At 71.5% G+C, this 24,917-nt stretch carries 23 protein-coding genes; 12 read left to right on the plus strand and 11 right to left on the minus strand.

Going from position 1 to position 24,917, the window contains the following annotated elements:
- Positions 1-71: 71 nt before the first annotated feature.
- The gene (ftsH, locus tag ACP4J3_RS37010; protein ID WP_426540699.1) at positions 72-2,111 is read left to right on the plus strand and encodes an ATP-dependent zinc metalloprotease FtsH; all 2,040 of its coding nucleotides are present in this window, start codon (positions 72-74) and stop codon (positions 2,109-2,111) included.
- Between the two features lie 149 nt (positions 2,112-2,260).
- Positions 2,261-2,866: a GTP cyclohydrolase I FolE gene (gene folE / locus ACP4J3_RS37015; RefSeq protein ID WP_426540700.1), complete on the plus strand. Its 606-nt coding sequence runs from the start codon at positions 2,261-2,263 to the stop codon at positions 2,864-2,866.
- Positions 2,867-2,996: 130 nt separating this feature from the next.
- Here folE and ACP4J3_RS37020 read toward each other — a convergent pair whose 3' ends face one another.
- The 6 genes from ACP4J3_RS37020 to ACP4J3_RS37045 form a co-directional block, all read right to left on the minus strand.
- Positions 2,997-3,485, minus strand: coding sequence for a DUF3180 domain-containing protein (locus ACP4J3_RS37020; protein WP_426540701.1), 489 nt, complete (start codon positions 3,483-3,485; stop codon positions 2,997-2,999).
- A gap of 57 nt (positions 3,486-3,542) precedes the next feature.
- Complete coding sequence (gene folK, locus ACP4J3_RS37025; protein WP_426540702.1) at positions 3,543-4,154, minus strand: 2-amino-4-hydroxy-6-hydroxymethyldihydropteridine diphosphokinase; 612 nt, start codon at positions 4,152-4,154, stop codon at positions 3,543-3,545.
- The gene (folB, locus tag ACP4J3_RS37030) at positions 4,151-4,510 is read right to left on the minus strand and encodes a dihydroneopterin aldolase (RefSeq protein WP_426540703.1); all 360 of its coding nucleotides are present in this window, start codon (positions 4,508-4,510) and stop codon (positions 4,151-4,153) included. The genes folK and folB overlap by 4 nt, the downstream gene beginning before the upstream one ends.
- 294 nt (positions 4,511-4,804) lie before the next feature.
- A complete protein-coding gene (locus ACP4J3_RS37035; protein ID WP_426540704.1) occupies positions 4,805-5,308 on the minus strand; it encodes a nuclear transport factor 2 family protein in 504 nt (167 codons plus the stop codon).
- A complete protein-coding gene (gene folP, locus ACP4J3_RS37040) occupies positions 5,305-6,252 on the minus strand; it encodes a dihydropteroate synthase (RefSeq protein WP_426540705.1) in 948 nt (315 codons plus the stop codon). The genes ACP4J3_RS37035 and folP overlap by 4 nt, the downstream gene beginning before the upstream one ends.
- A 131-nt stretch (positions 6,253-6,383) precedes the next feature.
- Positions 6,384-8,270: a phosphatidylglycerol lysyltransferase domain-containing protein gene (locus tag ACP4J3_RS37045; RefSeq protein WP_426540706.1), complete on the minus strand. Its 1,887-nt coding sequence runs from the start codon at positions 8,268-8,270 to the stop codon at positions 6,384-6,386.
- Between the two features lie 259 nt (positions 8,271-8,529).
- Between ACP4J3_RS37045 and ACP4J3_RS37050 the strand changes: the two genes are divergently transcribed.
- Complete coding sequence (locus tag ACP4J3_RS37050) at positions 8,530-9,687, plus strand: alpha/beta hydrolase (RefSeq protein ID WP_426540707.1); 1,158 nt, start codon at positions 8,530-8,532, stop codon at positions 9,685-9,687.
- Between the two features lie 122 nt (positions 9,688-9,809).
- Complete coding sequence (locus ACP4J3_RS37055) at positions 9,810-11,234, plus strand: hypothetical protein (protein ID WP_426540708.1); 1,425 nt, start codon at positions 9,810-9,812, stop codon at positions 11,232-11,234.
- A gap of 376 nt (positions 11,235-11,610) precedes the next feature.
- On the opposite strand, the gene ACP4J3_RS37060 is transcribed toward ACP4J3_RS37055, so the two are convergent.
- Together ACP4J3_RS37060 and ACP4J3_RS37065 are read right to left on the minus strand one after the other, a co-directional pair.
- Positions 11,611-12,945, minus strand: a complete 1,335-nt coding sequence (locus ACP4J3_RS37060) for a PH domain-containing protein (RefSeq protein ID WP_426540709.1) — start codon at positions 12,943-12,945, stop codon at positions 11,611-11,613.
- On the minus strand, positions 12,942-13,481 hold the full coding sequence (locus ACP4J3_RS37065; RefSeq protein ID WP_426540710.1) for a PH domain-containing protein: 540 nt from the start codon (positions 13,479-13,481) through the stop codon (positions 12,942-12,944). Before ACP4J3_RS37065 ends, ACP4J3_RS37060 begins: the two co-directional genes overlap by 4 nt.
- Positions 13,482-13,512: 31 nt before the next feature.
- On the opposite strand from ACP4J3_RS37065, the gene ACP4J3_RS37070 reads away from it, so the two are divergent.
- Positions 13,513-14,664, plus strand: coding sequence for an NADH-quinone oxidoreductase subunit D (locus tag ACP4J3_RS37070; protein WP_426540711.1), 1,152 nt, complete (start codon positions 13,513-13,515; stop codon positions 14,662-14,664).
- Between the two features lie 12 nt (positions 14,665-14,676).
- Here ACP4J3_RS37070 and ACP4J3_RS37075 read toward each other — a convergent pair whose 3' ends face one another.
- Entirely contained in the window at positions 14,677-15,669 is a 993-nt protein-coding gene (locus ACP4J3_RS37075) for an SAM-dependent methyltransferase (protein ID WP_426540712.1), read from the minus strand.
- Positions 15,670-15,787: 118 nt separating this feature from the next.
- Between ACP4J3_RS37075 and ACP4J3_RS37080 the strand changes: the two genes are divergently transcribed.
- The 3 genes from ACP4J3_RS37080 to ACP4J3_RS37090 all read left to right on the plus strand — a co-directional run bounded on the left by ACP4J3_RS37080 (position 15,788) and on the right by ACP4J3_RS37090 (position 18,388).
- Positions 15,788-17,002, plus strand: a complete 1,215-nt coding sequence (locus tag ACP4J3_RS37080) for a sensor histidine kinase (RefSeq protein ID WP_426540713.1) — start codon at positions 15,788-15,790, stop codon at positions 17,000-17,002.
- A 74-nt stretch (positions 17,003-17,076) separates the two neighbouring features.
- Positions 17,077-17,745: a response regulator gene (locus ACP4J3_RS37085; RefSeq protein WP_426540714.1), complete on the plus strand. Its 669-nt coding sequence runs from the start codon at positions 17,077-17,079 to the stop codon at positions 17,743-17,745.
- Between the two features lie 10 nt (positions 17,746-17,755).
- The gene (locus ACP4J3_RS37090; RefSeq protein ID WP_426540715.1) at positions 17,756-18,388 is read left to right on the plus strand and encodes an AAA family ATPase; all 633 of its coding nucleotides are present in this window, start codon (positions 17,756-17,758) and stop codon (positions 18,386-18,388) included.
- A 38-nt stretch (positions 18,389-18,426) separates the two neighbouring features.
- On the opposite strand, the gene ACP4J3_RS37095 is transcribed toward ACP4J3_RS37090, so the two are convergent.
- Positions 18,427-19,533 carry a DUF5937 family protein gene (locus ACP4J3_RS37095; RefSeq protein ID WP_426540716.1) on the minus strand — a complete coding sequence of 369 codons (1,107 nt, stop codon included), beginning with the start codon at positions 19,531-19,533 and terminating at the stop codon, positions 18,427-18,429.
- A gap of 168 nt (positions 19,534-19,701) precedes the next feature.
- Here ACP4J3_RS37095 and ACP4J3_RS37100 point away from each other — a divergent pair, with 168 nt between their 5' ends.
- Entirely contained in the window at positions 19,702-19,914 is a 213-nt protein-coding gene (locus ACP4J3_RS37100; protein WP_426540717.1) for a hypothetical protein, read from the plus strand.
- Here the strand turns inward: ACP4J3_RS37100 and ACP4J3_RS37105 are convergent.
- Positions 19,907-21,106, minus strand: a complete 1,200-nt coding sequence (locus ACP4J3_RS37105) for a threonine aldolase family protein (RefSeq protein ID WP_426540718.1) — start codon at positions 21,104-21,106, stop codon at positions 19,907-19,909. The two genes, ACP4J3_RS37100 and ACP4J3_RS37105, sit on opposite strands and share 8 nt — an antisense overlap.
- A gap of 185 nt (positions 21,107-21,291) precedes the next feature.
- Between ACP4J3_RS37105 and ACP4J3_RS37110 the strand changes: the two genes are divergently transcribed.
- The 3 genes from ACP4J3_RS37110 to ACP4J3_RS37120 are packed head-to-tail and all read left to right on the plus strand — an operon-like array spanning position 21,292 to position 24,916.
- Positions 21,292-22,221, plus strand: coding sequence for a Rossmann-like and DUF2520 domain-containing protein (locus ACP4J3_RS37110; protein ID WP_426540719.1), 930 nt, complete (start codon positions 21,292-21,294; stop codon positions 22,219-22,221).
- A complete protein-coding gene (gene panC / locus ACP4J3_RS37115; RefSeq protein WP_426540720.1) occupies positions 22,218-23,210 on the plus strand; it encodes a pantoate--beta-alanine ligase in 993 nt (330 codons plus the stop codon). Before ACP4J3_RS37110 ends, panC begins: the two co-directional genes overlap by 4 nt.
- The gene (locus tag ACP4J3_RS37120) at positions 23,207-24,916 is read left to right on the plus strand and encodes an L-aspartate oxidase (protein WP_426540721.1); all 1,710 of its coding nucleotides are present in this window, start codon (positions 23,207-23,209) and stop codon (positions 24,914-24,916) included. The genes panC and ACP4J3_RS37120 overlap by 4 nt, the downstream gene beginning before the upstream one ends.
- Position 24,917: the final 1 nt, after the last annotated feature.

Raw genomic sequence — 24,917 nt, forward strand, 5'->3', positions numbered from 1 at the left:
GGTACCGTCAGAAGAACTGTCTTATCAAACTCACTATGGCAGGAGGGACGGGGCGGCACCGCTCCGTATGGATGGACGTGAAGCGATACTTCCGTGGGCCGGTCATGTGGATCGTGCTGGCCGTCCTTGCCGTGGTCGTGTTGATGCAGGTCGTCGGCTCGTCCGGCGGCTACAAGACGGTGGACACCGGCCAGGTCGTCCAGGCGATCAATGAGAACAAGGTCGATTCGGCGAAGCTGACCACTGGTGACGACAACACCATCAAGGTCCAGCTCAAGGACGGCCAAAAGGTCGAGGGCGCCACCAAGATCCAGGCGAGCTACATCGGCGACCAGGGCGTGGCCATCGCCAACACACTGCAGAACAAGTACGAGCAGAAGCAGATCACGGACGGCTACACGGTCTCGCCGTCCAAGCAGAACCCGTTCGTCGGCATCCTGCTCTCCCTGCTTCCCTTCGTCCTCATCGTCGTCGTGTTCCTGTTCCTGATGAATCAGATGCAGGGCGGCGGCTCCCGAGTCATGAACTTCGGCAAGTCCAAGGCGAAGCTCATCACCAAGGACACCCCGAAGACGACGTTCGCCGACGTCGCGGGCTCGGACGAGGCCGTCGAGGAACTCCACGAGATCAAGGAGTTCCTCCAGGAGCCGGCGAAGTTCCAGGCCGTGGGTGCCAAGATCCCCAAGGGCGTACTGCTCTACGGGCCTCCCGGCACCGGCAAGACGCTCCTCGCGCGCGCCGTCGCCGGCGAGGCGGGCGTCCCCTTCTACTCGATCTCCGGTTCCGACTTCGTCGAGATGTTCGTCGGTGTCGGTGCCTCCCGAGTCCGTGACCTGTTCGAGCAGGCCAAGGCGAACGCCCCGGCGATCGTCTTCGTCGACGAGATCGACGCGGTCGGCCGCCATCGCGGCGCCGGCCTCGGCGGCGGTCACGACGAGCGCGAGCAGACCCTGAACCAGCTCCTCGTCGAGATGGACGGCTTCGACGTCAAGGGCGGCGTGATCCTCATCGCCGCGACCAACCGGCCCGACATCCTCGACCCGGCACTGCTCCGCCCCGGCCGCTTCGACCGCCAGATCGCGGTCGACCGCCCGGACATGCAGGGCCGTCTGGAGATCCTCAAGGTCCACCAGAAGGGCAAGCCGGTCGCACCGGACGTCGACCTGGCGGCGGTCGCCCGCCGCACCCCGGGCTTCACCGGCGCGGACCTGAGCAACGTCCTCAACGAGGCCGCGCTGCTCACCGCCCGCTCGGACAAGAAGCTGGTCGACAACCAGATGCTGGACGAGGCCATCGACCGCGTCGTGGCGGGCCCGCAGAAGCGGACCCGGATCATGTCGGACAAGGAGAAGAAGATCACCGCGTACCACGAGGGCGGACACGCCCTGGTCGCGGCGGCCTCCCCGAACTCCGACCCGGTCCACAAGATCACGATCCTGTCCAGAGGCCGCGCCCTCGGCTACACGATGGTCCTGCCGGACGAGGACAAGTACTCGACCACCCGCAACGAGATGCTGGACCAGCTCGCCTACATGCTGGGCGGCCGCGCGGCCGAGGAACTCGTCTTCCACGACCCGACCACGGGTGCGGCGAACGACATCGAGAAGGCCACGACCACCGCCCGCGCGATGGTCACCCAGTACGGCATGACCGAGCGTCTGGGCGCCATCAAGTTCGGCGGCGACAACAGCGAGCCCTTCCTCGGACGTGAGATGGCTCACCAGCGCGACTACTCGGAAGAGGTCGCCGCGCTGGTGGACGAGGAGGTCAAGAAGCTCATCGAGAACGCGCACAACGAGGCCTGGGAGATCCTGGTCGAGAACCGCGACGTCCTCGACAACCTCGTGCTCGCGCTGCTGGAGAAGGAGACGCTCGGCAAGGAGGAGATCGCCGAGATCTTCGCCCCGATCGTCAAGCGCCCGCCGCGGCCCGCCTGGACCGGGTCCTCCCGCCGTACGCCGTCCACCCGTCCGCCGGTGCTCTCCCCCAAGGAGCTCGCACTGACGAACGGCGCCAACGGCGTGACCCCGGCGATCAGCACCGCCAAGTCGACGGTGACGGAGCCCGCCCCGGCGGCCGAACCGGCCCCTGAGGAGCGTCCCGAGAGCTGACGCCCCGGCCAGGCCCGCACCTGGCCCGGAATGGATGCCGCGCCCCCCTGGTTCTAGCCTGGGGGGCGCGGCATTTCCTTATGCCCGCAGTTCAGACGCGCACGTGGCCCACACACACGCGCGCGACCCGCAGAGGAACGAGGCACCACATGACCGACCCCGTGACGCTGGATGGCGAGGGCTTCATCGGCGAGTTCGACGAGAAGCGCGCCGAGAACGCCGTACGTGAGCTGCTGATCGCGGTCGGGGAGGATCCCGACCGGGAGGGGCTTCGGGAGACTCCGGCGCGGGTGGCTCGGGCTTATCGGGAGTTGTTGGCGGGGCATGCGCAGGTGCCCGAGGATGTCCTGACGACTACGTTCGATATCGGGCATGACGAGATGGTCTTGGTGAAGGACATCGAAATCGTCAGTTTGTGTGAACATCATATGTTGCCATTCCATGGCGTAGCTCACATTGGGTACATTCCGGCTGAAAGCGGCAAGATCACAGGTCTGTCGAAGCTTGCCCGGCTGGTTGAGGTGTTCGCTCGCCGTCTGCAGGTGCAGGAACGACTCACCACGCAGGTTGCCGACTCCCTCATGAAGATCCTCGAGGCCCGGGGTGTGATCGTCGTCGTCGAGGCCGAGCACATGTGCATGTCGGTGCGCGGTATCCGTAAGCCCGGTGCCAAGACCACGACGTCGGCGGTGCGCGGTCAGCTTCGGGATGCTACGACCCGAGCCGAGGCAATGAGCCTGATACTGGCGCGCTGACCCGATTGTCAGTGGTGCCCGTGGTCAGCGGCAACGTGCCGTTCCTGCGCGAGATGGCGGCGGTTGTCGGTGCGCCCCGGCTTTCTGGTCAACGGACACCTGGCTCGCCGGCCCTGGTGAGCCGGGCGCGTCACACCGTCGGTGCCGCCCCCGTGCCGTTGTGTTCGTCGTCCTCCGGGAGTTTGCACACTCGCTCCAGGAAGATGGCCGCCACTATGACGCCGATACCGGCCAGGACCGAGAAGCCGGCGTAGATGGCCTGGTCGCGGCGGGCGGGGATGTCGAGGGATTCCAGGAGGAAGACGCCGGTGCCGCCGTACATGCCGGCGACGAGGGCGGCCACCAGGGCGCTGGCCTGGCCGAAGACGACCGCGCGGGCCGCCATCAGAGGGTCGACGCCCTTGGCCTCGGGGCGGCGTTCGCGCTGGGCCCTCAGGCGGGCGCGGATCGACAGCGCCGTGGACAACAGGATCACGGCGATGATCGCCAGGACGATGGGGGCGGCCAGGGGGACGCTGGGCAGGGTCCCCACGGCGTTCCAGAGGCGGGCGCCCGCCCAGGACAGGACGCCGGCGACGATGAACACGCCGGCCAGCGTCCTGATGCGCAGCTCTCTCACGGTGTTCCTTCAGCTCCCCCGGGTGCCTGCGGATTGTGGTCGTCTTGACCTTAACGACTACTCGGGCAGCCGGAGTTCCAGGTCCTCGCGCGGCGCGATGCCGTCCCGGGGGACCGTGCCGAGCAGATCGGCGACCGCGCCGCGGCCCGGCAACCGGGCCTCGGGCTCCAGGTCGTGCCAGGGGGCGAGGACGAAGGCCCGTTCGTGGGCGCGCGGGTGGGGCAGGGTGAGGTGCGGGTCGTCGGAGACGAGGTCGGCGTAGGCGACGATGTCGACGTCGAGGGTGCGTGCGCCCCAGCGCTCGTCGCGGACCCGGTGGAAGGCCTCCTCGACCGCGTGCGCCCGCTCCAGGAGGGAGGACGGGGGGAGGGTGGTCTTGAGGACCACGATCGCGTTGAAGTAGGTGGGCTGGGTGGCGGGATCCACGCCCCACGGTTCGGTCTCGTAGACGGGGGAGACGCCCTTGATGCGTACGCCGGGGGTGTCCTCCAGGGCGTCGATGGCGCCCTGCAGGGTCTCCAGGCGGTTGCCCAGGTTGGAGCCGAGGGAGAGCACGGCCCGTTTGGGGTTGTGCAGGGTGGTGTCGGCGGCGTCGACCTTCTCGACGACGGAGGCGGGTACCGGCTGTACGGTCGGGTCGCCGGGGCCCTTGGTGAAGGGTGCGGTCATACTCGGCTCCGGGTGATGGTGACGGTCACGTCGTCGAAGGGGACCGTGATCGGCGCGTCCGGCTTGTGGACGGTGACCTCGACCTCCTGGACCCCTTCGTGCTTCAGACAGACCTGGGCGACGCGTGCGGCGAGCGTCTCGATGAGGTCGACCGGCTCGCCCTCGACGACGGCCACGACCTCCTCCGCCACGATGCCGTAGTGCACGGTCTTCGCCAGGTCGTCGTCGGCGGCGGCAGGCCGGGTGTCCAGGCCCAGGACGAGGTCCACGACGAAGGTCTGGCCCTCCCTGCGTTCCTCCGGGAACACACCGTGGTACCCGCGGGCCTTCAGGCCGCGCAGCGCGACACGATCCACGCGAATCACTCCTGCAATCGTCGTTGACGGCCGGTCGATGCCGTGTGCGGGCGGCACACCGGCCTCGAACGAATCTACCTGCGGGCACTGACAGAACCGGGCCACGGGGGTGTGGGCCCGGTCCGGGGCCGGCAGGATTCATCGTGTGTTTCCCCTGGGGAACCCGGCGGCTCACGGGTTGGTAGCCGCCCCTACCCGCACACGCGTGATTCCAACCACTTCTTGGTCCCGCCGGGGCCCTGGGGTGGTCCCGTGGTGGTCCCTGCGGTGGTTCCTACTCGGTCGCCTACCCACTCAGGAGGGGGTCTCGTCGCCTTCTTCCTCGTCGTTTTCGGCGAGCACCGGCGAGGCGTGGTGCGACCACATCTTCCAGCCGTCGGGCGTGCGCCGGAACACGTTCGTGGCGACCACGAGCTGGCCCACGAGCGGTCCGAGCTCCTGTCCGGCGTCGGGCGCGGGGCCGCCGCTGAGGATGTTCTCGGTGCAGGTCACCAGGGCGGTGTCGCCGGTGACGGAGACATGTACGTCGGTGAGGAAGAACTGGATGTAGTCGGTGTTCGCCATGATCAGGGCGTACGACCTGAGGACCTCGCCGCGTCCGGTGAGCACCGGCCAGCCGGGGTGCACGCAGGAGATCACGCCGGTGTCGGCCGGGTCGTGGTAGGTCTCGTCGACGCCGAGGTCGGAGGGGGTGAGCCAGAGCGAGGACAGCTCCTCGAAGTCGCCGCGCTCCACTGCCTCGTAGAAGGCGGTGTTGGCGGCTTCCACTTGTTCGACGTCGGTGTGGGGGGCGCTCACCGGGCTCCTTCGGCGCCGTGCGGGTCGCCGGTCTCGGCGGTGTTCGCGCCGGGCGCGTCGGCGGCGCCGCGCGCCTCCTCGATGTCGCGTGCCGCCTCGATGGCGCGTGCGACGCGCACCGCGTCCGTCGTGGCGCGTACCTCGTGTACGCGCACCGCCCACGCGCCGGCGTGCGCCGCGAGTGCCGAGACGGCGGCCGTGGCGGCGTCGCGCTCCCGGGCGGGCGGCGGCGCGCCCTCCGCTCCGGCGAGGACCCGGCCGAGGAACCGCTTGCGGGAGGCGGCGACGAGGAGGGGGTGGCCGAGGGCGAGCAGGCGGTCGAGGTGGGCGAGGAGGACGAGGTCGTGCTCGGCGTTCTTGGAGAAGCCGAGGCCGGGGTCGACGACGATGCGGTCGGGGGCGATGCCGCCGGCCAGAACGGCCTGCACGCGCGCGTGCAGCTCCTCGACGACCTCGGCGACGACGTCGTCGTAGACGCCCTTGACGTTGCCGCCCTCGAGGAAGCCGCGCCAGTGCATGACGACGAAGGGGGCTCCGGCGTCGGCGACGACCGGGATCATCGCGGGGTCGGCGAGGCCGCCGCTGACGTCGTTGACGAGTGCGGCGCCGGCGGCGAGGGACTGCTCGGCGACGGAGGCGCGCATGGTGTCGACGGAGACCGTGACGCCTCCGGCGGCGAGGCCGCGGACGACGGGGATGACGCGGCGCAGCTCTTCGTCCTCGTCGACCCGGGTGGCTCCGGGGCGGGTGGACTCGCCGCCGACGTCGACCAGGTCGGCGCCCTCCTCGACCAGGGCGAGGCCGTGCTTGACGGCGGAGGTGGTGTCGAACCAGCGGCCGCCGTCGGAGAAGGAGTCGGGGGTCACGTTGACCACTCCCATGACCGCGCAGCGGTCCCACGCCGGAAGGCCCGCGACACGCCCGCGTCCGCTCTGCTTGCTCATATGTTCAGCGTAGGCCCAGCGCGGTCCGGGACGTGCCGCGGCCCGAGCGGGAGCCTTGGGGGGTGGGGGCTGCCGCTCGGGCCGGGCTGGGACGGCCGCGGGTGGGACCGGGCCGGGTACGGGCGCGGCGGTTACGCCGCCCGGACGTCCCGCTCCGCCACCCGGTGCGGGCACGGGCGGGGTGCTGCCTTGCGGTGGCGCAGGAAGCGCGGCAGTGGCAGGGCCAGGTTCACGAAGCCCTCGGCCTGCATGGCGGCGAAGCCGAGGCGGGGCAGGTCGGCCGAGGCGCGGTAGACCACGAAGCGGGGCTCCCAGCGGGGCCGGAACTTGGCGTTGAACTTGTACAGGGACTCGATCTGGAACCAGCGGGACAGGAAGACCAGCAGCCCGCGCCAGGCGCGCAGCACCGGACCCGCGCCGATCTTCTCGCCGCGTGCGAGCGCCGAGCGGAACATGGCGAAGTTGAGCGACACGCGCGCGATGCCGAACTTCGGGGCGGCCTGGAGGGCGGCGACGATGAGCAGCTCGTTCATGCCGGGGTCGGCCGAGCGGTCACGGCGCATCAGGTCCAGCGAGACGCCGTCCGTGCCCCAGGGCACGAAGTGCAGGATCGCCTTGAGGTCGCCGTACGGACCGGGCTCCTCGTCGTCCCACCCGTCGCCCACCACCGCCCTACCTGAGGCGCTTCGCGCCGCCCCTTCAATTCTGTGGGCGGTGGCGATGAGGCAGTCGCCGTCGGCCGGGTCGCCGACGCGGCCCAGGGCCATGGAGAAGCCGCGCTCGGTGTCGGTGCCGCGCCAGTCGTCGGCGGCCCGGCGGATGCGCTCCAGCTCGGTCTCGCCGAGGTCACGGACACGTCGTACCCGGGTCTCGTAACCGGCGCGCTCGATGCGCTTGACCATCTGGCGCACGTTGCGCATCGCGCGGCCGGTGAGCGAGAAATCCGGGACGTCCACCACCGCCTCGTCGCCCAGTTCGAGGGCGTCGAGACCGGTCTCGCGGGTCCACACCTCGGCGCCGGTCTCGGAGCAGCCCATGACGGCCGGGGTCCAGGAGTGGGCCTTGGCCTCGTCCATGAAGCGCTCGATGGCGCCGGGCCAGGCCTCGACGTCGCCGATGGGGTCGCCGCTGGCGAGCATCACGCCGGAGACGACGCGGTAGGTCACCGCGGCCTTGCCGCTGGGGGAGAAGACGACGGCCTTGTCGCGGCGCAGCGCGAAGTGGCCGAGGGAGTCGCGGCCGCCGTGCTTGGCCAGCAGGGCGCGCAGCCGGTCCTCGTCGTCCTCGGTCAGGTGTGCCGCCGGGTGCTCGGGGCGGAAGGCCAGGTAGATGGTGGTGACGGCGGTGAGCAGGCCGAGGGCGCCGAGGGAGAAGGCGACCGTCCAGGAGGTGGTGCCGTGGTAGTCGACCGGGCCCTCGAAGCCGAACAGGCCGTACAGGACGTGGGTGATGCGGTCGGCCAGGCTCGGGTCGCCCACCAGGGTCTCGGGGTGGGCGTTGACGATGACGAGGCCGAGGGCGAGCGAACCGGCACCCATGAGGACGAAGTTGGCCAGCGCGCGCCACCTGCTGCGCGGGTCGGGCAGTGCGGCGAACTGGTCGCGGTGGCGCAGCAGTGGTGCGAGCAGGGCGAAGGAGATGAGGACGCCGATGAGGGAGTGGCGGTATGTGAACTGCGCCACCGCTCCGGCCGGCAGCAGGACGACGGCCGCGCGCCAGGCCCGTCGCTTGCCGCGCTTGAGGCCGTGCGCGAGCAGCAGCAACAGCACGCCGGCGCTGAGCGAGAGCGCGGCCGCGAACGGGCCTGTCGAGCCCGGCAGCACCTCGGCGATGGCGTGCATACGGCTGTGCCGGAAGCGCGGGAAGACGCCCGCGGCGATGTCCAGCAGGCCGACCAGGGCGCAGGCCCGGCCGAGGAGGACGGGGACGGCCTCGGGGCGCGGGCCGCGCAGCACGTGCCGTACGCGGCTCGACAGTCGGCCTACCTGGCCCGATCGTTGAGGAACCTTGCCCGACATTTCCACATCTGTCCTGACAGACATCGCATCCCATTAGTTCTGCGAGAGACCTTGGATCCGGTGCCGATTCGGGCATCCGGCGACATTGCGCCCTCTAGGACGGTGTCTCGAGGGGAGAGGTTCACTCGGCTCCCCAAAACCGTTTCAAAGGCCAAGGAAAGTCCGGGGCAAGCCTCTGCGAAGGAGCAGGGGAGGCGGCGTGGTCGGCGTGTCGACGCGGCCGGCGCCGCCCGGGGGAGAGCGCAGGCAGGAATCAGGCATGGGTCTCACGAGCGACAAGGTGCTGGCGTTGGCGGTCGCGGTCGCCGCAGGGCTGTTCGTCGGCACGGTATGGCTGTGGCCACGGCTGGCGAGGGGAGGGCTGCGGGCGGTCGCCGGGCGGGTCGGGCTGCTGCTGGCCACACAGTTGGCGATCTTCGCGGCGGTGGGTCTCGTCGCCAACCAGGCCTTCGGGTTCTACGCGAGCTGGGCCGACCTGTTCGGGCAGGAGGACGGGCAGGGGGTCGTCGTGGACCACACGCCGGGGCGTGGGCGCGAAGGGCTGGAGGTCGTCGACACACAGCGGGTGCCGGGGGCGGTGAGCGCGCGGCCGGAGGTGGGCGGGCAGATCCAGAAGATCCGGCTCGTGGGCCGTACGTCGCACATCGCCACGCCCGCGTTCGTCTCTCTGCCGCCCGAGTATTTTCAGCCGCGATATCGCACGCGTACGTTCCCGGCGGCCGTCGTGCTGACCGGGTATCCGGGGACGGCCCGGGCGCTGGTGGACAAGCTGGACTATCCGCGCACGGCCGGGAGGTTGGTCGCGGACGGCCGTATGCGGCCGATGGTGCTGGTCATGATGCGGCCGACGGTGGCGCCGCCGCGGGACACGGAGTGCGTGGACATTCCCGGCGGGCCGCAGACCGAGACGTTCTTCGCGAAGGATCTGCCGGATGCCGTGAGCGGGCACTACAGGGTGGGTGACGGGCCCGGTGGCTGGGGGATCATCGGGGACTCCACCGGTGGCTACTGCGCGTTGAAGCTCGCCATGCACCATCCGCGGGTGTACGGCGCGGGGGCCGGGCTCTCCGCGTACTACAAGGCGCCGATCGACGCCACGACGGGGGATCTCTTCCAGGGCGACAGGGAACTGCGCAATCGCGCGAACCTGTGGTGGTACCTCAAGCACATGCCGGCGCCGGACACTTCACTGCTCGTCAGCAGCAGCAAAGTTGGAGAATCCAACTACAAGGACACGTTGAAGTTCATTGAGCGGGTGAAGGCGAACGGGGTGACCCGGATGTCGTCGATCATCCTCGAAAGCGGAGGGCACAACTTCAACACCTGGCGGCGGGAGATTCCGGGGACATTGGAGTGGATGAGCGGGCGGTTGAGCGGGGATTGCGTGCGGGCTGACGTGGCCTCCAGGGCTTTGTGATCTTGGTTCTTGGGCAATTCGGCGGCTGTTCTGATTGCCGATGGCGTGTGAACGGCTCAGGATGGCCGTGTTTTTACGGGGCGGGGCACCAAGATTCGCCTACGCGCGGTAAGTTTCTGGCCATGCCACGTGGACGTCACCGCCATTCACCGCCCTTGCACAGGCTGCTGCCCCCGTCGGCGATCGCTGGCGTGTCCGTTGTCTGTGCGCTCGCCCCCTGGGTGTTCACCGAGGCCATGGTGCTGCGCGGCCTGGCCGGGGCCGCCGCGGCGACGGCGGTCGTCGGTGCGGTCGTCATGCGCCGCTGGGACACGCAGGCGGGCAAGCAGGTCGCCGACCTCACGCGCGCGCGTGCGAGCGACGAGTGGCGGCATGAGGAGCGGGTCGCCGAGCTGGAGACCGACCTCGAGGAGTCGCGCGAGCTTCGGGTGAAGCTGGAGCAGCGGCTGCGGGGGAAGCGGGCGGAGCTGGCGGGGCTGCGTAATGAGCACGCGGCGCTGTTGCGGCGGTATGCCACCTCGGAGACCGAGCGGGCGAGTGTGCTGGAGGAGCGCCGGGTTCTGGAGATAGAGGCGGCGGCTCCGGCGAAGGCGTTGCCGGCGGGGCCGGTTGACGGTGCGGGTGAGGTGGAGCCCGCGGCCGAGGCCCAGGATGAGACCGAGGTCGGATCCGAGGCTGGTGACGTGGCTGACGTGGCTGACGTGGCTGAGGGGGCGTCCGGGGTCTTCTCGCCGGAGGGGTCTCGGCTGTTTCTGCGGGCCAAGGCGGCGTTGGCGCGGTTCGATGAGGACGGGGTGCCGGCGGGGGACGAACCGGTTTCGGCCGGGGACGAGTCGGCTGAGGGCGAGCCAGGGGTGGATGAGTCCGCGAAGGACACGTCCCTGAAGAACGAGCCGCCGAAGGACGTGTCCCTGAAGAACGAGCCGTCGAAGAACGAGTCCGTGAAGAACGAGTCGGTGAAGGACGGGGCCTCGAAGGGGGAGGCTCCGAAGGACGAGCCTCCGAACGACGAGCCCCCGAAGGGCGATGGTCCTTCCGACGGTGAGCCTGTGAAGGACGGGTCCGGGGCCGGCGAGGCGGAGGGGACCGGCGGGTCGGAGACCGAGCCCGCGCTGGAGGACGACCCGCAGGGGAAGTCCGGGGCGGTCGACGGGCATGAGCACGCGGCCGCCGTCACCCCGGCAGGCGCACTCGCCCCGGCCCGGCCGGCCCTGCCCGCGGCTCAGCAGCCGTCGGGGCACTTCATCGCGCCGACCGCGGTGGCCGTCGCGCCGGCTACGCCTGTGCGGCGTCCGGCGGTGGAAGGCGGTTTCGACTTCTTCGGTACGAAGAAGGGGGCCGGTCCCTCCGCGTTGGAGTCCGTCCAGAACGAGGACCTCGCCGATGTGGTCGGGCAGGAGGCCCTCGCGCTGCACAAGGCCGAGTCCGAGGCCGAGTTCAAGCCGGCGGACGAGGAGTCGCGGGGCGTTGGGCAGGTCATCGATCTGACGGCTCATGACGAGACGGAGCAGATTGATGTGCAGGGGCTGCGGAGCGCGGTCTCCTGATGACGGGTTGAGGGCCCGCCGACCTCCTCGACGCGGATCCGCACCTTTCAGCTCGTTCGGCGTGTGAGGTCAGGTCCTTGCCGTCCCGAGCCCCCACCCGCCCGCTGGGGGCGTCACCTTTCAACGTCGGCCCGCACCCTCCAGCCCGTCCGGCGTTCGAGGTCAGGCCGTCGCCGTCCCGAGCCCCCACCCACCCGCTGGGGGGCGTCACCTTTCAACGTCGGCCCGCACAATCCAGCCCGTCCGGCGTTTGAGGACAAGGCCCGTTCAGGGCCGGCAGCGGGGGTCTGGGGGCGTCGCCCCCAGAGAGCGCCCGGGGTCGAAGGGGCGGAGCCCCTGGGGGCGAGGAACCCTTTGAGGCGCCCCCCGCGGTGATTTACGCCATCCAGCGGTCCGGGCGGGCGTCGCGGCGGCCAGTTCGGGAGCGGTCCGCCTGGCCGTGCAGGAGGTTTGACGCCTCCTCGGCGGGCCTCAGACGGGCCGTCACCGTCTTGTTGGCCCCGGTGTCCACGTGAACGTCGGCGAGGCCCCAGCGACGCTCCCAGGGCCCTTGGGTCAGGCGGACGCTTTGGACCTTGGCGTGCGGGACCAGGGCGAGGCTTCGGCGGAAGAGGCCCGTCCGGGCGGCGAAGACCGCGTCCGTGATCGTCAGGGCGTAGCCGCGCCACCACAGGGGCACACACCATGCCGCTCGGCGCGGGGGACGGGAGAGGGACGCGAGCGGCGGGACCGTCACTCCGGGCAGTACGCGCGCGATGACCGACTCGGCGACCTCGCGCGGGGCCACGGGAAGCAGGAGGGAGTTGGAGGAGCCCGCCACGTCCAGCTCCACGCGCACCCAGCCGCGCCGCCGCCACAGCAGCGGCTCGACGATCCGTACCGTCTGGACCCGCCCCGGCGGCACCGTCTCATGGGCGCGGTCGAGGAGGCCGTGGTCGATGCGCAGCCCGTCCTGAGACTCGCCCACCGTCCACTCGTACTCGGTGACGAAGCGACCCACGCTGCTCGCCCCCGCCGCACCGACCAGGGGAATCGCGGTGGCCAGGACCGTCCAGGCGCTCTGCGTGGTCAGCCAGAGGATCGTCGGTACGACCACCGCGGCCGCCAGCGATCCCCAGGTCGCGCCGGTGAGGACGAGGGATACGGCCAGGACCCGTGGCGGGACCTGCAGCAGCTGGTGGGAGGGGGCCTCGCCTATCTCGTGTGCCGTCTCGGGGGCGAAACCCGCCGCGCGGGCCAGGAGTTCCGCGCGCAGGGTGCGCGCCTCCTCCGCGCCCAGGAAGGCGAGTTCGTCCTTCTTGTCCGTGCCTATGACGTCCAGTTTCAGCTTCGCCACGCCCGCCACGCGCGCGAGCAGCGGCTGAGTGACGTCGATCGCCTGGATGCGTTCCAGCCGGATGTGCGCGCTGCGCCGGAACACCAGCCCGGTACGGATGCGCAACTCGGTGTCGGTCACCGCGAAGTGGGTGAACCACCAGGTGAGGAAGCCGTAGAGGGCGGCCGCCGGCAGGATCACGGCCAGTGCCAGCAGGAGGGTGGTCGTGGTCAGTCTGGTCAGTTGGCGCTGCGCCTGGTCGGGGTCGTGCACCGCCCAGCCGATCAGGACCGCCACCGGGGCCCACGCGCGCCTGAGGGGTGTGATCGGGTGCAGGCGGTGTTCGGTCACGGGGCGCTGATCGCGTACGGCGTCGTCGACGCCCGGCGCCGTCACAGCCCCGCCGATCGTGCCTCGCCCAGCTCGGTGAGCCGGTCGCGCAGCCGTTCCGCCTCCGCCGGGTCGAGACCGGGGATGGTCGCGTCGGTCGCCGCAGCCGCCGTGTGCAGTTGCACGCCGGCCAGGCCGAAGTGGCGTGCGACGGGGCCCGAGGTGACCTCGACGAGCTGCATACGGCCATACGGCACCACCGTCTCCTGGCGCCACAGCACGCCCCGGCTGAGCAGCAGGTCGTCGGCGCGCTCGGCGTAGCGCCACGAACGCCAGTTGCGGCCGAGCATCACCCAGCCCCACACCATCAGCGCCAGGGGCAGCAGTGCGAAGGCCGCCCAGGCCGGTCCCGCGAGCAGGCCGAGCAGCGCGGCCAGGCCGATCGTCAGCAGGCCCAGCCACACCACCAGCAACAGCCGGCGCATGCGGAGCACGCCCGGTGGCAGCCCGGTCCACTCCGGTTCGGCCGCTGCCCGCTCCTGCTCGGCCGCTGTCCGCTCCTGTTCCGCCATACCCGTGTTCTCCGGGCTCCCCGTCTCCATGAGGCCAGCGTACGTAGGAGAGACTGTGTCCATGACTCCCAGGACGGAGACCACGGTCGGCATCGGCGGCGCCGCTGAGAGCACCGACATGGTGCTCAACATCGGGCCCCAGCACCCGTCCACGCACGGCGTGCTGCGGCTGCGGCTCGTGCTGGACGGCGAGCGCATCGTGAGCGCGGAGCCCGTGATCGGCTATATGCACCGCGGGGCGGAGAAGCTCTTCGAGGCGCGGGACTACCGGCAGATCATCATGCTCGCCAACCGCCACGACTGGCTGTCGGCCTTCTCCAACGAGCTGGGCGTCGTCCTCGCTGTCGAACGCATGCTCGGTATGGAGGTACCCGCACGGGCCGTGTGGACCCGGACGTTGCTCGCGGAGCTCAACCGCGTCCTCAATCACCTGATGTTCCTCGGGTCCTATCCGCTGGAGCTCGGCGGAATCACGCCGATCTTCTACGCCTTCACGGAGCGCGAGGAGCTCCAGCATGTGATGGAGGAGGTCTCCGGCGGGCGCATGCACTACATGTTCAACCGGGTGGGCGGGCTGAAGGAGGACCTGCCGGCCGGGTGGACCACGCGCGCGCGTGCCGTCGTCGCCGACGTGCGCTCGCGCATGGACCGCTTCGACGACCTGGTGATCGGCAACGAGATCTTCCGGGGGCGCACGCGGGGCGTGGGCGTCCTCAGGCCGGAGACCGTGCACGCCTACGGCGTGAGCGGGCCGATCGCGCGCGGCTCGGGCGTGGACTTCGATCTGCGGCGCGACGAGCCCTACCTCGCTTACGGCGAGCTGGGGGACGTCCTGAAGGTCGTGACGCGCAAGGAGGGCGACTGCCTCGCTCGCTTCGAGTGTCTGCTGGCGCAGGCCCACAACTCCCTCGACCTCGCCGACGCCTGCCTCGACCGGCTCGCCGAGCTGCCGCCCGGGCCCGTCAACCAGCGGCTCCCCAAGGTGCTGAAGGCCCCCGAGGGGCACACGTACGCGTGGACCGAGAATCCGCTCGGCATCAACGGCTACTACCTCGTCAGCAAGGGCGAGAAGACCCCGTACCGGCTGAAGCTGCGCTCCGCCTCGTACAACAACATCCAGGCGCTGGTCGAGCTGCTGCCGGGGACGCTGGTCGCGGACATGGTGGCGATCCTGGGGTCGATGTTCTTCGTGGTGGGGGACATCGACAAGTAGGGCGTGCCTGCTTCAAGGCGCCAGTACGTCCGGAATCCCAACCGGCTGCGTGAGCCAGCCGAAGTCCCCCAGTCCGCCCGTCGCCGTCAGCTCGGCCGCCTCGCCCGCGGTCGCCAGGGCCCGTACGTACTCCGCCGGGCGGGTGGAGGCCAGCTCGAGCGGGGGGCGTGCGCCGGTGATGCCCAGGGCGTGCAGCGCGTCGCGCTGGGACAGCAGGCGGGCGCCGGGCAGCGCGCACGCGTCCAGCGCCACATGTGCCGTGATGTCGCACGAACCGTCCGGCACGGGCGCCGTCTCACGGCCCTCGCGAAAGCCCGTCAGGGTGCCGAAGGGCGGTCGTGCCGCCGCCGTGTGCGCGTAGTCCACGGCGACCGCGAGGCCCCGCTCCAGCGTCCCGACCGCGGCGGCCCAGGCCTCGTCCCTGGGCAGGCCGATCTCGACCCGCGCTCCCTCGGTGCCGCCCAACGGCCACCACCGCCCCAGCCACCGCGCCTCCGCCCCGGCGACCGGCTCCCCGAGGCGCTCGGTGCCGTCCGGCCGTACCAGGACCCGGCGCGCTACGCCCGCGGAGTCCGCCTGCGCGACCTCGACGGGGACGTTGTCGAGCCACTCGTTGGCGAACAGCAGGCCCGTGATCCGGGGCGGGGGCTCCGGCAGCCACTCGATGCGGTGATCCAGGCCTTCGGGGCGGTCGGCGATCTCGACGGCGTACGCACGCGTGCGTGCCGCCACCTCGGCGGGCAGGGCGGCCAGTACGCCCGCGACCAGCTCACCGCGGCCCGCCGCCATGTCCACGAAGCCGAGGGTGGCGGGGTGGCCCAGCGACTCGTCGACCCGGCACAGCAGATGGGCCACGGCGCGGGCGAAGAGCGGCGAGGCGTGGACGGACGTACGGAAGTGGCCGGCCGGTCCCTCGGGGCGGCGGTAGAAGCCGCCCGGCCCGTAGAGCGCCGATTCCGCCGCCGCGCGCCACCCGCGCCACTCGCCCGCCGCCTCTGCTGTCACCGGACCAGGCTAAGCGCCCAGAGGAACGCAGCCTCCACCTTGGGGAGTACGCGCGCGGGGTGCGGATCGGCCCTCCGGTTGACCCCTGCACGCATCTCGCTTCCCTACGCTGGGTTACGTGCAGCGCCTCTACGACTTCATCCGCAGGCACCCGACATGGGTCGACAGCTTCTGGGCCGTCTTCCTGTTCGGGATCTCTGTGGTCACCGTGGCCGTCTGGGACGAGGGCGGGCAGAACCCTCCGGGCACGGATTCCGAGGCGGCCATCGTCACGGTGGTCCTGCTGCTGGGCCTGGTGGTCGCGCTGCGCCGGCGCATGCCGGAGAAGATGCTGGTGCTCGCCATCGGCGTGGGACTGGCACAACTGGTGCTGAACGTGGCGACGACACCCGCCAACTTCGCCTTCCTGGTGATCGTCTACACCGTGGCCGCGACCGGCGCCCGCTGGGCCTCCCGGCTCGCGCTCGGCGTGGGCCTGTGCGCGTCGCCGCTGGCCCAGTTCCGCTGGCCGGAGCAGGACTCCAGCGTCCTGGGCAGCATCGCCCTGATCATCTTCCTGACCGTGCCGTTCGTGCTCGCCTGGGTGCTGGGCGACTCGATCCGCACCCGCCGCGCCTACTACGAGCAGCTCGAGGAGCGCGCGACCCGGCTCGAGAAGGAGCGCGAGGCACAGGCCAAGGTCGCGGTCGCCGCCGAACGCGCCCGGATCGCGCGCGAGCTGCACGACGTGGTCGCGCACAACGTCTCCGTGATGGTGGTGCAGGCCGACGGCGCCGCCTACGTCCTCGACGCCGCCCCCGACCAGGCCAAGAAGGCCCTGGAGACCATCTCCTCCACCGGCCGCCAGGCCCTCGCCGAGATGCGCCGCCTGCTCGGCGTGCTGCGCACCGGCGAACACCAGGAGGGCGGCGAGTACGTCCCGCAGCCCGACGTCGAGCAGATCGACGAGCTCATCCAGCAGTGCCGCACCTCCGGCCTCCCGGTCGACTTCAAGATCGAGGGCACCCCCCGCCCGCTGCCCAGCGGCGTCGAGCTGACGGCGTACCGCATCGTGCAGGAGGCGCTGACGAACACCCGCAAGCACGGCGGCCCGAACACGGGCGCCAGCGTGCGCCTGGTCTACTTCGACGACGGGCTCGGGCTGCTCGTCGAGGACGACGGCAAGGGCGCCCCGCACGAGCTGTACGAGGACGGCGGCGCCGACGGCCAGGGGCACGGACTGATCGGCATGCGCGAGCGGGTGGGCATGGTCGGCGGCACCCTGGACGCGGGACCGCGCCCCGGCGGAGGATTCCGCATCAGTGCGCTGCTGCCGCTCAAACCAGCACACTGACGACCGGCCATGCCCATTGCTGACACCTGTAATGGCCCTGTAGACGGATACGGAAGACACGGAAGAGGACCCCGATGACGATCCGCGTGATGCTCGTCGACGACCAGGTGCTGCTGCGCACCGGGTTCCGGATGGTGCTCGCCGCCCAGCCGGACATGGAGGTCGTCGCGGAGGCGGGCGACGGCGTCGAGGCCCTCCAGGTGCTGCGCTCGACCCCCGTCGACGTCGTGCTGATGGACGTGCGCATGCCGAAGCTGGACGGCGTGGAGACCACCCGCCGCATCTGCTCGGAGCCCGACCCGCCCAAGGTGCTGATCCTGACCACCTTCGACCTGGACGAGTACGCCTTCTCCGGGCTGAAGGCGGGCGCCTCCGGCTTCATGCTCAAGGACGTGCCGCCCGGCGAGCTCCTCGGCGCCATCCGCGCGGTGCACAGCGGCGACGCCGTGGTCGCCCCGTCGACGACCCGGCGCCTGCTCGACCGGTTCGCGCCCATGTTGCCGTCCAGCGGCAAGGAGCCCCAGCACAAGGAGCTGGAGCGGCTGACCGACCGCGAGCGCGAGGTCATGGTGCTGGTCGCCCAGGGCCTGTCGAACGGCGAGATCGCCGCCCGGCTGGTGCTGTCCGAGGCGACCGTGAAGACCCATGTCGGCCGCATCCTGACCAAGCTGGGCCTCAGGGACCGGGTGCAGGTGGTCGTCCTGGCGTACGAGACGGGGCTGGTGCGGGCCGGCGGGCACTAGGGTCTGCGCCATGCTCCTGTGGATCAACGGCCCCTTCGGGGGCGGCAAGACACAGACCGCACACGAGATCCGGCGCCGGCTGCCCGGCAGCGTCATCTGCGACCCCGAGCACATCGGCTTCGGCCTGCGGCGCACGCTCCCGCCCGAACTGCGCGGCGACTTCCAGGACCTGACCTCCTGGCGGCAGGGCGTCGTCGAGGTCCTCGACCTCGCCCTCACCAAGCACGACGGTGTGGTGATCGCCCCCATGACGGTCACCGACTCCGACTACTTCGCCGAGACGGTCGGGCGACTGGGTGAACTCGGCCATGACGTACGGCACTTCACACTCCTCGCCGAGCGCGAGACCGTTCTGCGGCGGCTGCGTGAGCGCGGCTTCGGGCACATCCTTCGGTACGTCGCCGGGAAGAACGCCGGACTGCGCCGCGAGAGCTGGGCCGTGCGGCAGCTCGACCACTGTCTGGAGCGGCTGCGCGAGCCGGAGTTCGCCGAGCAGCTGTGGACGGACCACTCGACCGTGCCGAAGACCGCGGACCGCATCGCCGTCCTGGCCGGTCTGCGGCTGCGGCCCAACAGCGAGGGCGCGCTGCGGACCCGGCTGCGGCAGGCGGGGGTCGGGATCCGGCACATCCGGTTCGACTGACGTACGGCCCTGCGCGTGACGTACAGCCCGCGCGGGCGCTATCTGAGGATCCCCTCCAGGAAGTCGCTGCCCAGCCGGGCCACCATCGTCACGTCGAGCTGGTGCTGGACGTACCGCCCGCGGCGGCGGGTGGTGAGCAGGCCCGCCTTCTTCAGGACGCCCAGGTGCCGGGATATCTCCGGCGCCGTCATGCCGTGCGCCTGCGCCAGTTCGCCCGTGGTGTAGGCACTGCGGGCCAGGTTGCGGCAGATGCGCATCCGTACCGGGTGGGAGAGCGCGGTCATCCGCAGCGCCAACTGCTCGAGCGTGGGCGGGGCGGCCGGCTCGGAGGAGCCGGCCGGGTAGTGCAGCACCGGCTGCCAGTCGTGGCGGTGCAGAACCATCAGGTGGGGCCAGCCCAGGCTGGTCGGGACGAGGAGGAGCCGGCCGTCCCCCACGGCCGTATGGCCCTCGCCCAGCTTGTCGACCGTGATCCGCGCGGCGGTCTCGTCGAGGGTCACCGCCGGGGACACCGCGGCCAGCGCCTCCGCGAGGCCCTTGTGGCGCAGGAGGTCCGTCTTGTGACGGGCGTCCGCGGCGAGCTGGTGGCGCAGCCGGGACCAGGTCTCCGCGAAGAACGCCTCGTCGCAGTCCTGGAGGAACTGCCGCAGCCAGGCCCGGATCCGCGGCGGATCCGCCAGCAGCCGCTCGCTGAAGCGCAGTTGCTGCGGCCCGCGCGCGGCGGCGAGGTCCAGCGCCCGGTGCCGTACCTCGGCGTCGGAGAGCGCGTGGGGCCCGCGGGTGTTGTACGGCAGGGCACAGGTGAACTCCAGGGCGGCGTCCACGAACTGCTCGTCCGTCAGCTTGTCGAGCTGGTCCAGCTCCTCCGCCAGCGTGGCCCCCGGGAGGGTGCAGCGGCCCGGGACGCCGGCGAAGGGCATGAACAGATCCGAGAACGTCGACCGCCACAGGAAGTCGGCCTCGCACATCCGGTCGGCCAGGTGCGAGTCAAGGCGGGCCGTCACGCCCGTCACCCAGCCCTGCAGGCCCGGGTGGTGCCCCGGCTCCGACAGCGCGTGCAGCGCCATGCCGAGCTCGGCCAGGGGCGAGGGCACGACGGCGACACTCTCCGGCCGCAGCCGCGCGATGTCGATCGTCACGCTCATGTCCCCATGGTGCCCGCCGCCACTGACAACGCGGCCCTCGATTGACGGCCGCCGTCAATCGACGCGACGCGGCGGTCACGGGGAGGTGAACCTGGGGTCACCGGGGCAGCCGCGGAGCCCGATCACCACGTACGTCATCTCTCCTACGTCCCGAGAGGCCCTTTAGCCATGAGCATCACGCAGCAGCACCTCCTCGACACCTACCGCGCCGTCCGGCTCGGCGAGGTCGCCCCGCCCCCGCCCGGCACCCACGACTGGCAGGTCGTGCGCGAGTGGCGCGACCACCACCGGTTCCGGGCCGTCGTCGCCGGGCGCCCGGCCCGCGGGCGGATACGGCAGGCTCTGGGCCGGTGGCTGCATGTGCGGCCGCGCTCTACCTGATGACCTCCTGGGGCAGTTGGGCCACGAACTCGGCGACCGCCGTCTTCACGTCGTCCGCCGTCCACTCCAGGCCGGGGGCCCGTACATGGACCTCGGTGAAGGACAGGCCCGGGCCCTTCTGGTCCCACGGGTAGGCGAAGAGCATGGTCTTGGTCTGCTCGGCCGTCCGTACCGCCGCCTCCACGGCCACCTCGGCGTCGTACGGCAGCCAGACCTGGAAGTCGTGGGTGTGCGGCACCTCGGGGTACACGCGCGCCCACGGCAGGCCGGCCGTCGCGAAGCCCTCGCGCAACGCGGTGGCCACCAGGTGCGCGTGGGCCACGTACTCCGGCAGCCGCGGCAGCTCCCGCTCCAGGCCGACCAGGGCCGACAGCGCTGTGGGGAACTGCTGGAACACCTGGCCCCCGTACCGGTGCCGCCAGGCCTCCGCCTCCTCGACCAGGGTCTTCGGGCCGGCCAGCGCCGCGCCCCCGAACCCGTCGAGCGACTTGTAGAACGACACGTACACGCTGTCCGCCAGACCCGCGATCTCCGCCAGCGGGCGATCGAAATGGACGGTGGACTCCCACAGGCGCGCGCCGTCGAAGTGCACCACCGCGTCGCGCTCCCGCGCCGCCTCCACGATGTCGGTGAGCTCCTGCCAGGTGGGCAGTACGAAACCGGCGTCCCTGAGGGGCAGTTCGAGCATCAGGGCCCCGAAGGGCTCGTCGAAGTCGCGTACCTCGGCGGCGGTCGGCAGCCGCGCCTCGCTCGTCAGGCGGACCGGGCGCAGGCCGCTGACCTGGCTGAACGCGTTTCTTTCGTGCACCTCGGGGTGGGCCAGCGCATGCAGGGCGACCGTCGGGTTCCCGGTACGGCCGGCCCAGCAGCGCAGGGCCACCTGCTGGGCCATCGTGCCCGTCGGGAAGAACGCGGCGGCCTCCAGGCCGAGCAGTGCGGCGACCTTCTCCTCCACGGCCTTGACGACGCCGTTGCCGTAGATGTCCGACGGTTCGTCCAGGTCGTACACGTCTTTTGCCGCGTCCAGCAGAGCCAGGCGCTCCCGGAGGGTCTCCTGGAAACCGTGGCGCGCGAACACGCGCCGCGCGCTGCGCTGGGCGGCGATGCGCCGCTCATGCAGCCGCTTGCGCCGGTCCTCGTCGGATATCGGCTCCAGCGGGCGTTCGCTCTTCTGTGTCGCATCACTACTCATCACCGGATCATGCCCCGCGTCGGCTCGCGCGGGCACCCGTGTTTTCCGTGCCGCGTTCCATGGGTGCGCGGCGTGCGATAACCCACAGCCTGTGGACAACCGAACGCCTCTCGAACCAATCGCGTTAACATGACGAGAAATCGTCCGGTACCCCGAGCGGACTGGAACGGGAAGGCCGCCGTCGCGTGAGTACAAGCCAACAGCCAGATCCCAAGGACCGCCCCGCGCGGCTCACCGTCGGTGTCGTCGGCGCCGGCCGCGTGGGCCCCGCGCTCGCCGCGTCCCTCCAGCTCGCCGGGCACCGCCCGGTGGCCGTGTCCGGGGTCTCCGACGCCTCCCGGCGACGGGCCCAGCGGATGCTCCCCGACGTGCCGCTCGTGCCGCCCGCCGAAGTCCTCGCGCGCGCCGAGCTGGTCCTGCTCACCGTCCCGGACGACGCGCTGCCCGGCCTGGTCGAGGGGCTTGCCGAGACCGGGGCCGTACGCCCCGGCCAACTGCTGGCGCACACCTCCGGGCGGTACGGCGTCAAGGTCCTGGACCCCGCCCTGCGCGCGGGCGCGCTGCCGCTGGCTCTGCACCCGGCGATGACCTTCACCGGCACCCCCGTGGACGTCCAGCGCCTCGCCGGCTGCTCCTTCGGCGTCACCGCCCCCGAGGAGCTGCGGCTGGCCGCCGAGGCCCTCGTCATCGAGATGGGCGGCGAGCCGGAGTGGATCGCCGAGGAGATGCGCCCGCTGTACCACGCGGCGCTCGCCCTGGGCGCCAACCACCTGGTCACGCTCGTCGCCCAGGCCATGGAGCTGCTGCGCGAGGCAGGCGTCGCCGCCCCCGACCGGATGCTCGGCCCGCTGCTCGGCGCCGCCCTCGACAACGCCCTGCGCTCCGGCGACGCCGCCCTGACCGGCCCCGTCGCGCGCGGGGACGCCGGAACCGTCGCCGCGCACGTCAGCGAGTTGCGCCGGCACGCCCCGCAGACCGTCGCCGGCTATCTCGCGATGGCCCGCGCGACCGCCGACCGCGCGCTTGCGCACGGACTGCTCAAGCCGGAACTCGCCGAGGACCTTCTCGGGGTACTCGCAGGCGGGACCAACGGCGCCGAGGGAGACGCCCGATGACCACCACCCTGCTGCGTACCGCCGACGAACTGCACGCACGCACGCGTGCCGGGCGCCGCGCCGTCGTGATGACCATGGGCGCCCTGCACGAGGGCCACGCCACCCTGATCCGCACCGCGCGCGGGATCGCCGGACCGGACGGCGAGGTCGTCGTCACCGTCTTCGTGAACCCGCTGCAGTTCGGCAAGGGCGAGGACCTCGACCGCTACCCGCGCACCCTGGAGGCCGACCTCAAGATCGCCGAACAGGCGGGCGCGGACGCCGTGTTCGCCCCCGCCGTCGAGGAGGTCTACCCGGGCGGCGAACCCCAGGTCCGCATCAGCGCCGGCCCCATGGGGGAGCGCTTGGAGGGCTCTTCCCGCCCCGGCCACTTCGACGGCGTGCTCACCGTCGTCGCCAAGCTGCTCCACCTCACCCGTCCCGACGTGGCCCTGTACGGGCAGAAGGACGCCCAGCAGCTCGCGCTGATCCGCCGCATGGTGCGCGACCTGAACTTCGGCATGGAGATCGTCGGCGTCCCCACCGTGCGCGAGGAGGACGGCCTGGCGCTCTCCAGCCGCAACCGCTACCTCTCGCCCAAAGAACGGCACACCGCGCTCGCGCTCTCCCAGGCCCTGTTCGCGGGCCGCGACCGGCACGCGGCGCAGGAGGCGCTGCGCGCGCGGGCCCGCGAAGTGCCCGCCACGCGTGCGCGTGCCGAGGCGCTCAGCGCCATAGGGGAGTCCCGCGCGGCGGCCGACGCACACGCCGTCGCCAAGGCCGTGCCCGGCGCCGCGGCGGCCGTGCGCGCCGCCGCCCGCCTGGTTCTGGACGAGGCCGCCCGCCTCGACCCGCCGCTCGAACTGGACTACCTCGCCCTCGTCGACCCCTCGGACTTCACCGAGATCGACGACGACTTCACGGGCGAGGCCGTTCTCGCCGTCGCGGCCCGGGTCGGGACGACCCGGCTGATCGACAACGTCACCCTCATCTTCGGAGCCGCCTCGTGACCAGCACAGGCATACGACTGCACGCGCCCGAGCCCGGATGGTCCATCGACGCGGACGTCGTGGTCGTCGGCTCCGGCGTCGCCGGCCTCACCGCGGCCCTGCGCTGCGAGGCCGCGGGCCTGAGGACGGTGGTCGTCACCAAGGCCCGCCTCGACGACGGCTCCACCCGCTGGGCCCAGGGCGGCATCGCCGCGGCCCTCGGCGAGGGCGACACCCCCGAGCAGCACCTGGACGACACCCTGGTCGCGGGCGCGGGCCTGTGCGACGAGGAAGCGGTCCGCATCCTCGTGACCGAGGGTCCGGACGCCGTGCGTCGGCTGATCGAGACCGGCGCCCACTTCGACGAGTCCTCCGAAGGTGGACTGGCGCTCACCCGCGAGGGCGGCCACCACCGCCGCCGTATCGCCCACGCCGGAGGCGACGCGACCGGCGCGGAGATCTCCCGCGCATTGGTGGAGGCCGTACGCGCGCGTGGTCTGCGTACGGTCGAGAACGCGCTCGTCCTCGACCTCCTCACGGACGCCGACGGCCGCACGGCCGGCGTCACCCTGCACGTCATGGGCGAGGGCCAGCACGACGGCGTGGGGGCGGTCCACGCGCCCGCGGTGGTGCTGGCGACCGGCGGCATGGGCCAGGTCTTCCAGGCGACGACGAACCCGTCGGTGTCGACGGGCGACGGCGTGGCGCTCGCGCTCCGAGCGGGCGCCGAGGTCAGCGATCTCGAATTCGTGCAGTTCCACCCCACCGTGCTGTTCCTCGGCCCGGAGGCGGAGGGCCAGCAGCCCCTGGTCTCCGAGGCCGTACGCGGCGAGGGCGCCCACCTGGTCGACGCCGACGGCGTGCGCTTCATGCTGGGCCGGCACGAACTGGCCGAACTGGCCCCCCGGGACATCGTCGCCAAGGGCATCATGCGGCGCATGCAGGAGCAGGACGCCGAGCACATGTTCCTCGACGCCCGCCACTTCGGCGCCGACATGTGGGAGCACCGCTTCCCGACGATCCTGGCCGCCTGCCGCGCCCACGGCATCGACCCGGTGCACGACCCCATCCCGATAGCGCCCGCCGCCCACTACGCCTCCGGCGGCGTACGCACCGACTCCCACGGCCGTACGACCGTCCCCGGCCTGTACGCGTGCGGCGAGGTCGCCTGCACAGGCGTGCACGGCGCCAACCGCCTGGCCTCCAACTCCCTCCTGGAGGGACTGGTCTACGCCGAGCGCATCGCAGCGGACATCGCCACGTCCCGCGCGGCCGACGGCCTCCACGCGCGCGTCCCGCACCCGGTGCCGTACCCCGAGACCCCCGAGCACCCCCTGCTCGCGCCCGAGGCCCGTTTCGCCATCCAGCGGATCATGACCGACGGCGCCGGCGTCCTGCGCTCCGCGAACTCCCTCGCCAAGGCCGCCGACCAGCTCCACCAACTGCACACCGAGGCCCGCGACGCCCTCGCCGAGAACGGCAAGACCGCCGAACCCGGAGTGGACACCTGGGAGGCCACCAACCTCCTGTGCGTGGCCCGCGTCCTGGTCGCCGCCGCGCACCTGCGCGAGGAGACGCGCGGCTGCCACTGGCGCGAGGACGGGCCCGACCGCGACGACACGACATGGCGCCGCCACATCGTCGTACGCCTGAACCCGGACCGCACACTGGCCGTGCACACCACAGACACCGCAGACTTCCCCCCGACCCGGCCCCAGGAGCAGTGAC

The sequence above is a fragment of the Streptomyces sp. UG1 genome, from assembly GCF_049974585.1.
In the GTDB taxonomy this organism is placed as follows: domain Bacteria; phylum Actinomycetota; class Actinomycetes; order Streptomycetales; family Streptomycetaceae; genus Streptomyces.

Bases quoted from the DNA above. Each gene is read 5' to 3' on its own strand.
- ACP4J3_RS37085 (WP_426540714.1), top strand. From the start codon at position 17,077: ATGACGATCCGCGTGATGCTCGTCGACGACCAGGTGCTGCTGCGCACC.
- ACP4J3_RS37105 (WP_426540718.1), bottom strand. From the start codon at position 21,106: ATGAGTAGTGATGCGACACAGAAGAGCGAACGCCCGCTGGAGCCGATA.
- folK (WP_426540702.1), bottom strand. From the start codon at position 4,154: ATGACCGCACCCTTCACCAAGGGCCCCGGCGACCCGACCGTACAGCCG.
- ACP4J3_RS37055 (WP_426540708.1), top strand. From the start codon at position 9,810: ATGCCACGTGGACGTCACCGCCATTCACCGCCCTTGCACAGGCTGCTG.
- ftsH (WP_426540699.1), top strand. From the start codon at position 72: ATGGACGTGAAGCGATACTTCCGTGGGCCGGTCATGTGGATCGTGCTG.
- ACP4J3_RS37070 (WP_426540711.1), top strand. From the start codon at position 13,513: ATGACTCCCAGGACGGAGACCACGGTCGGCATCGGCGGCGCCGCTGAG.
- ACP4J3_RS37090 (WP_426540715.1), top strand. From the start codon at position 17,756: ATGCTCCTGTGGATCAACGGCCCCTTCGGGGGCGGCAAGACACAGACC.
- folP (WP_426540705.1), bottom strand. From the start codon at position 6,252: ATGAGCAAGCAGAGCGGACGCGGGCGTGTCGCGGGCCTTCCGGCGTGG.
- folE (WP_426540700.1), top strand. From the start codon at position 2,261: ATGACCGACCCCGTGACGCTGGATGGCGAGGGCTTCATCGGCGAGTTC.
- ACP4J3_RS37065 (WP_426540710.1), bottom strand. From the start codon at position 13,481: ATGGAGACGGGGAGCCCGGAGAACACGGGTATGGCGGAACAGGAGCGG.
- ACP4J3_RS37095 (WP_426540716.1), bottom strand. From the start codon at position 19,533: ATGAGCGTGACGATCGACATCGCGCGGCTGCGGCCGGAGAGTGTCGCC.
- panC (WP_426540720.1), top strand. From the start codon at position 22,218: ATGACCACCACCCTGCTGCGTACCGCCGACGAACTGCACGCACGCACG.
- ACP4J3_RS37100 (WP_426540717.1), top strand. From the start codon at position 19,702: ATGAGCATCACGCAGCAGCACCTCCTCGACACCTACCGCGCCGTCCGG.
- ACP4J3_RS37045 (WP_426540706.1), bottom strand. From the start codon at position 8,270: ATGTCGGGCAAGGTTCCTCAACGATCGGGCCAGGTAGGCCGACTGTCG.
- ACP4J3_RS37050 (WP_426540707.1), top strand. From the start codon at position 8,530: ATGGGTCTCACGAGCGACAAGGTGCTGGCGTTGGCGGTCGCGGTCGCC.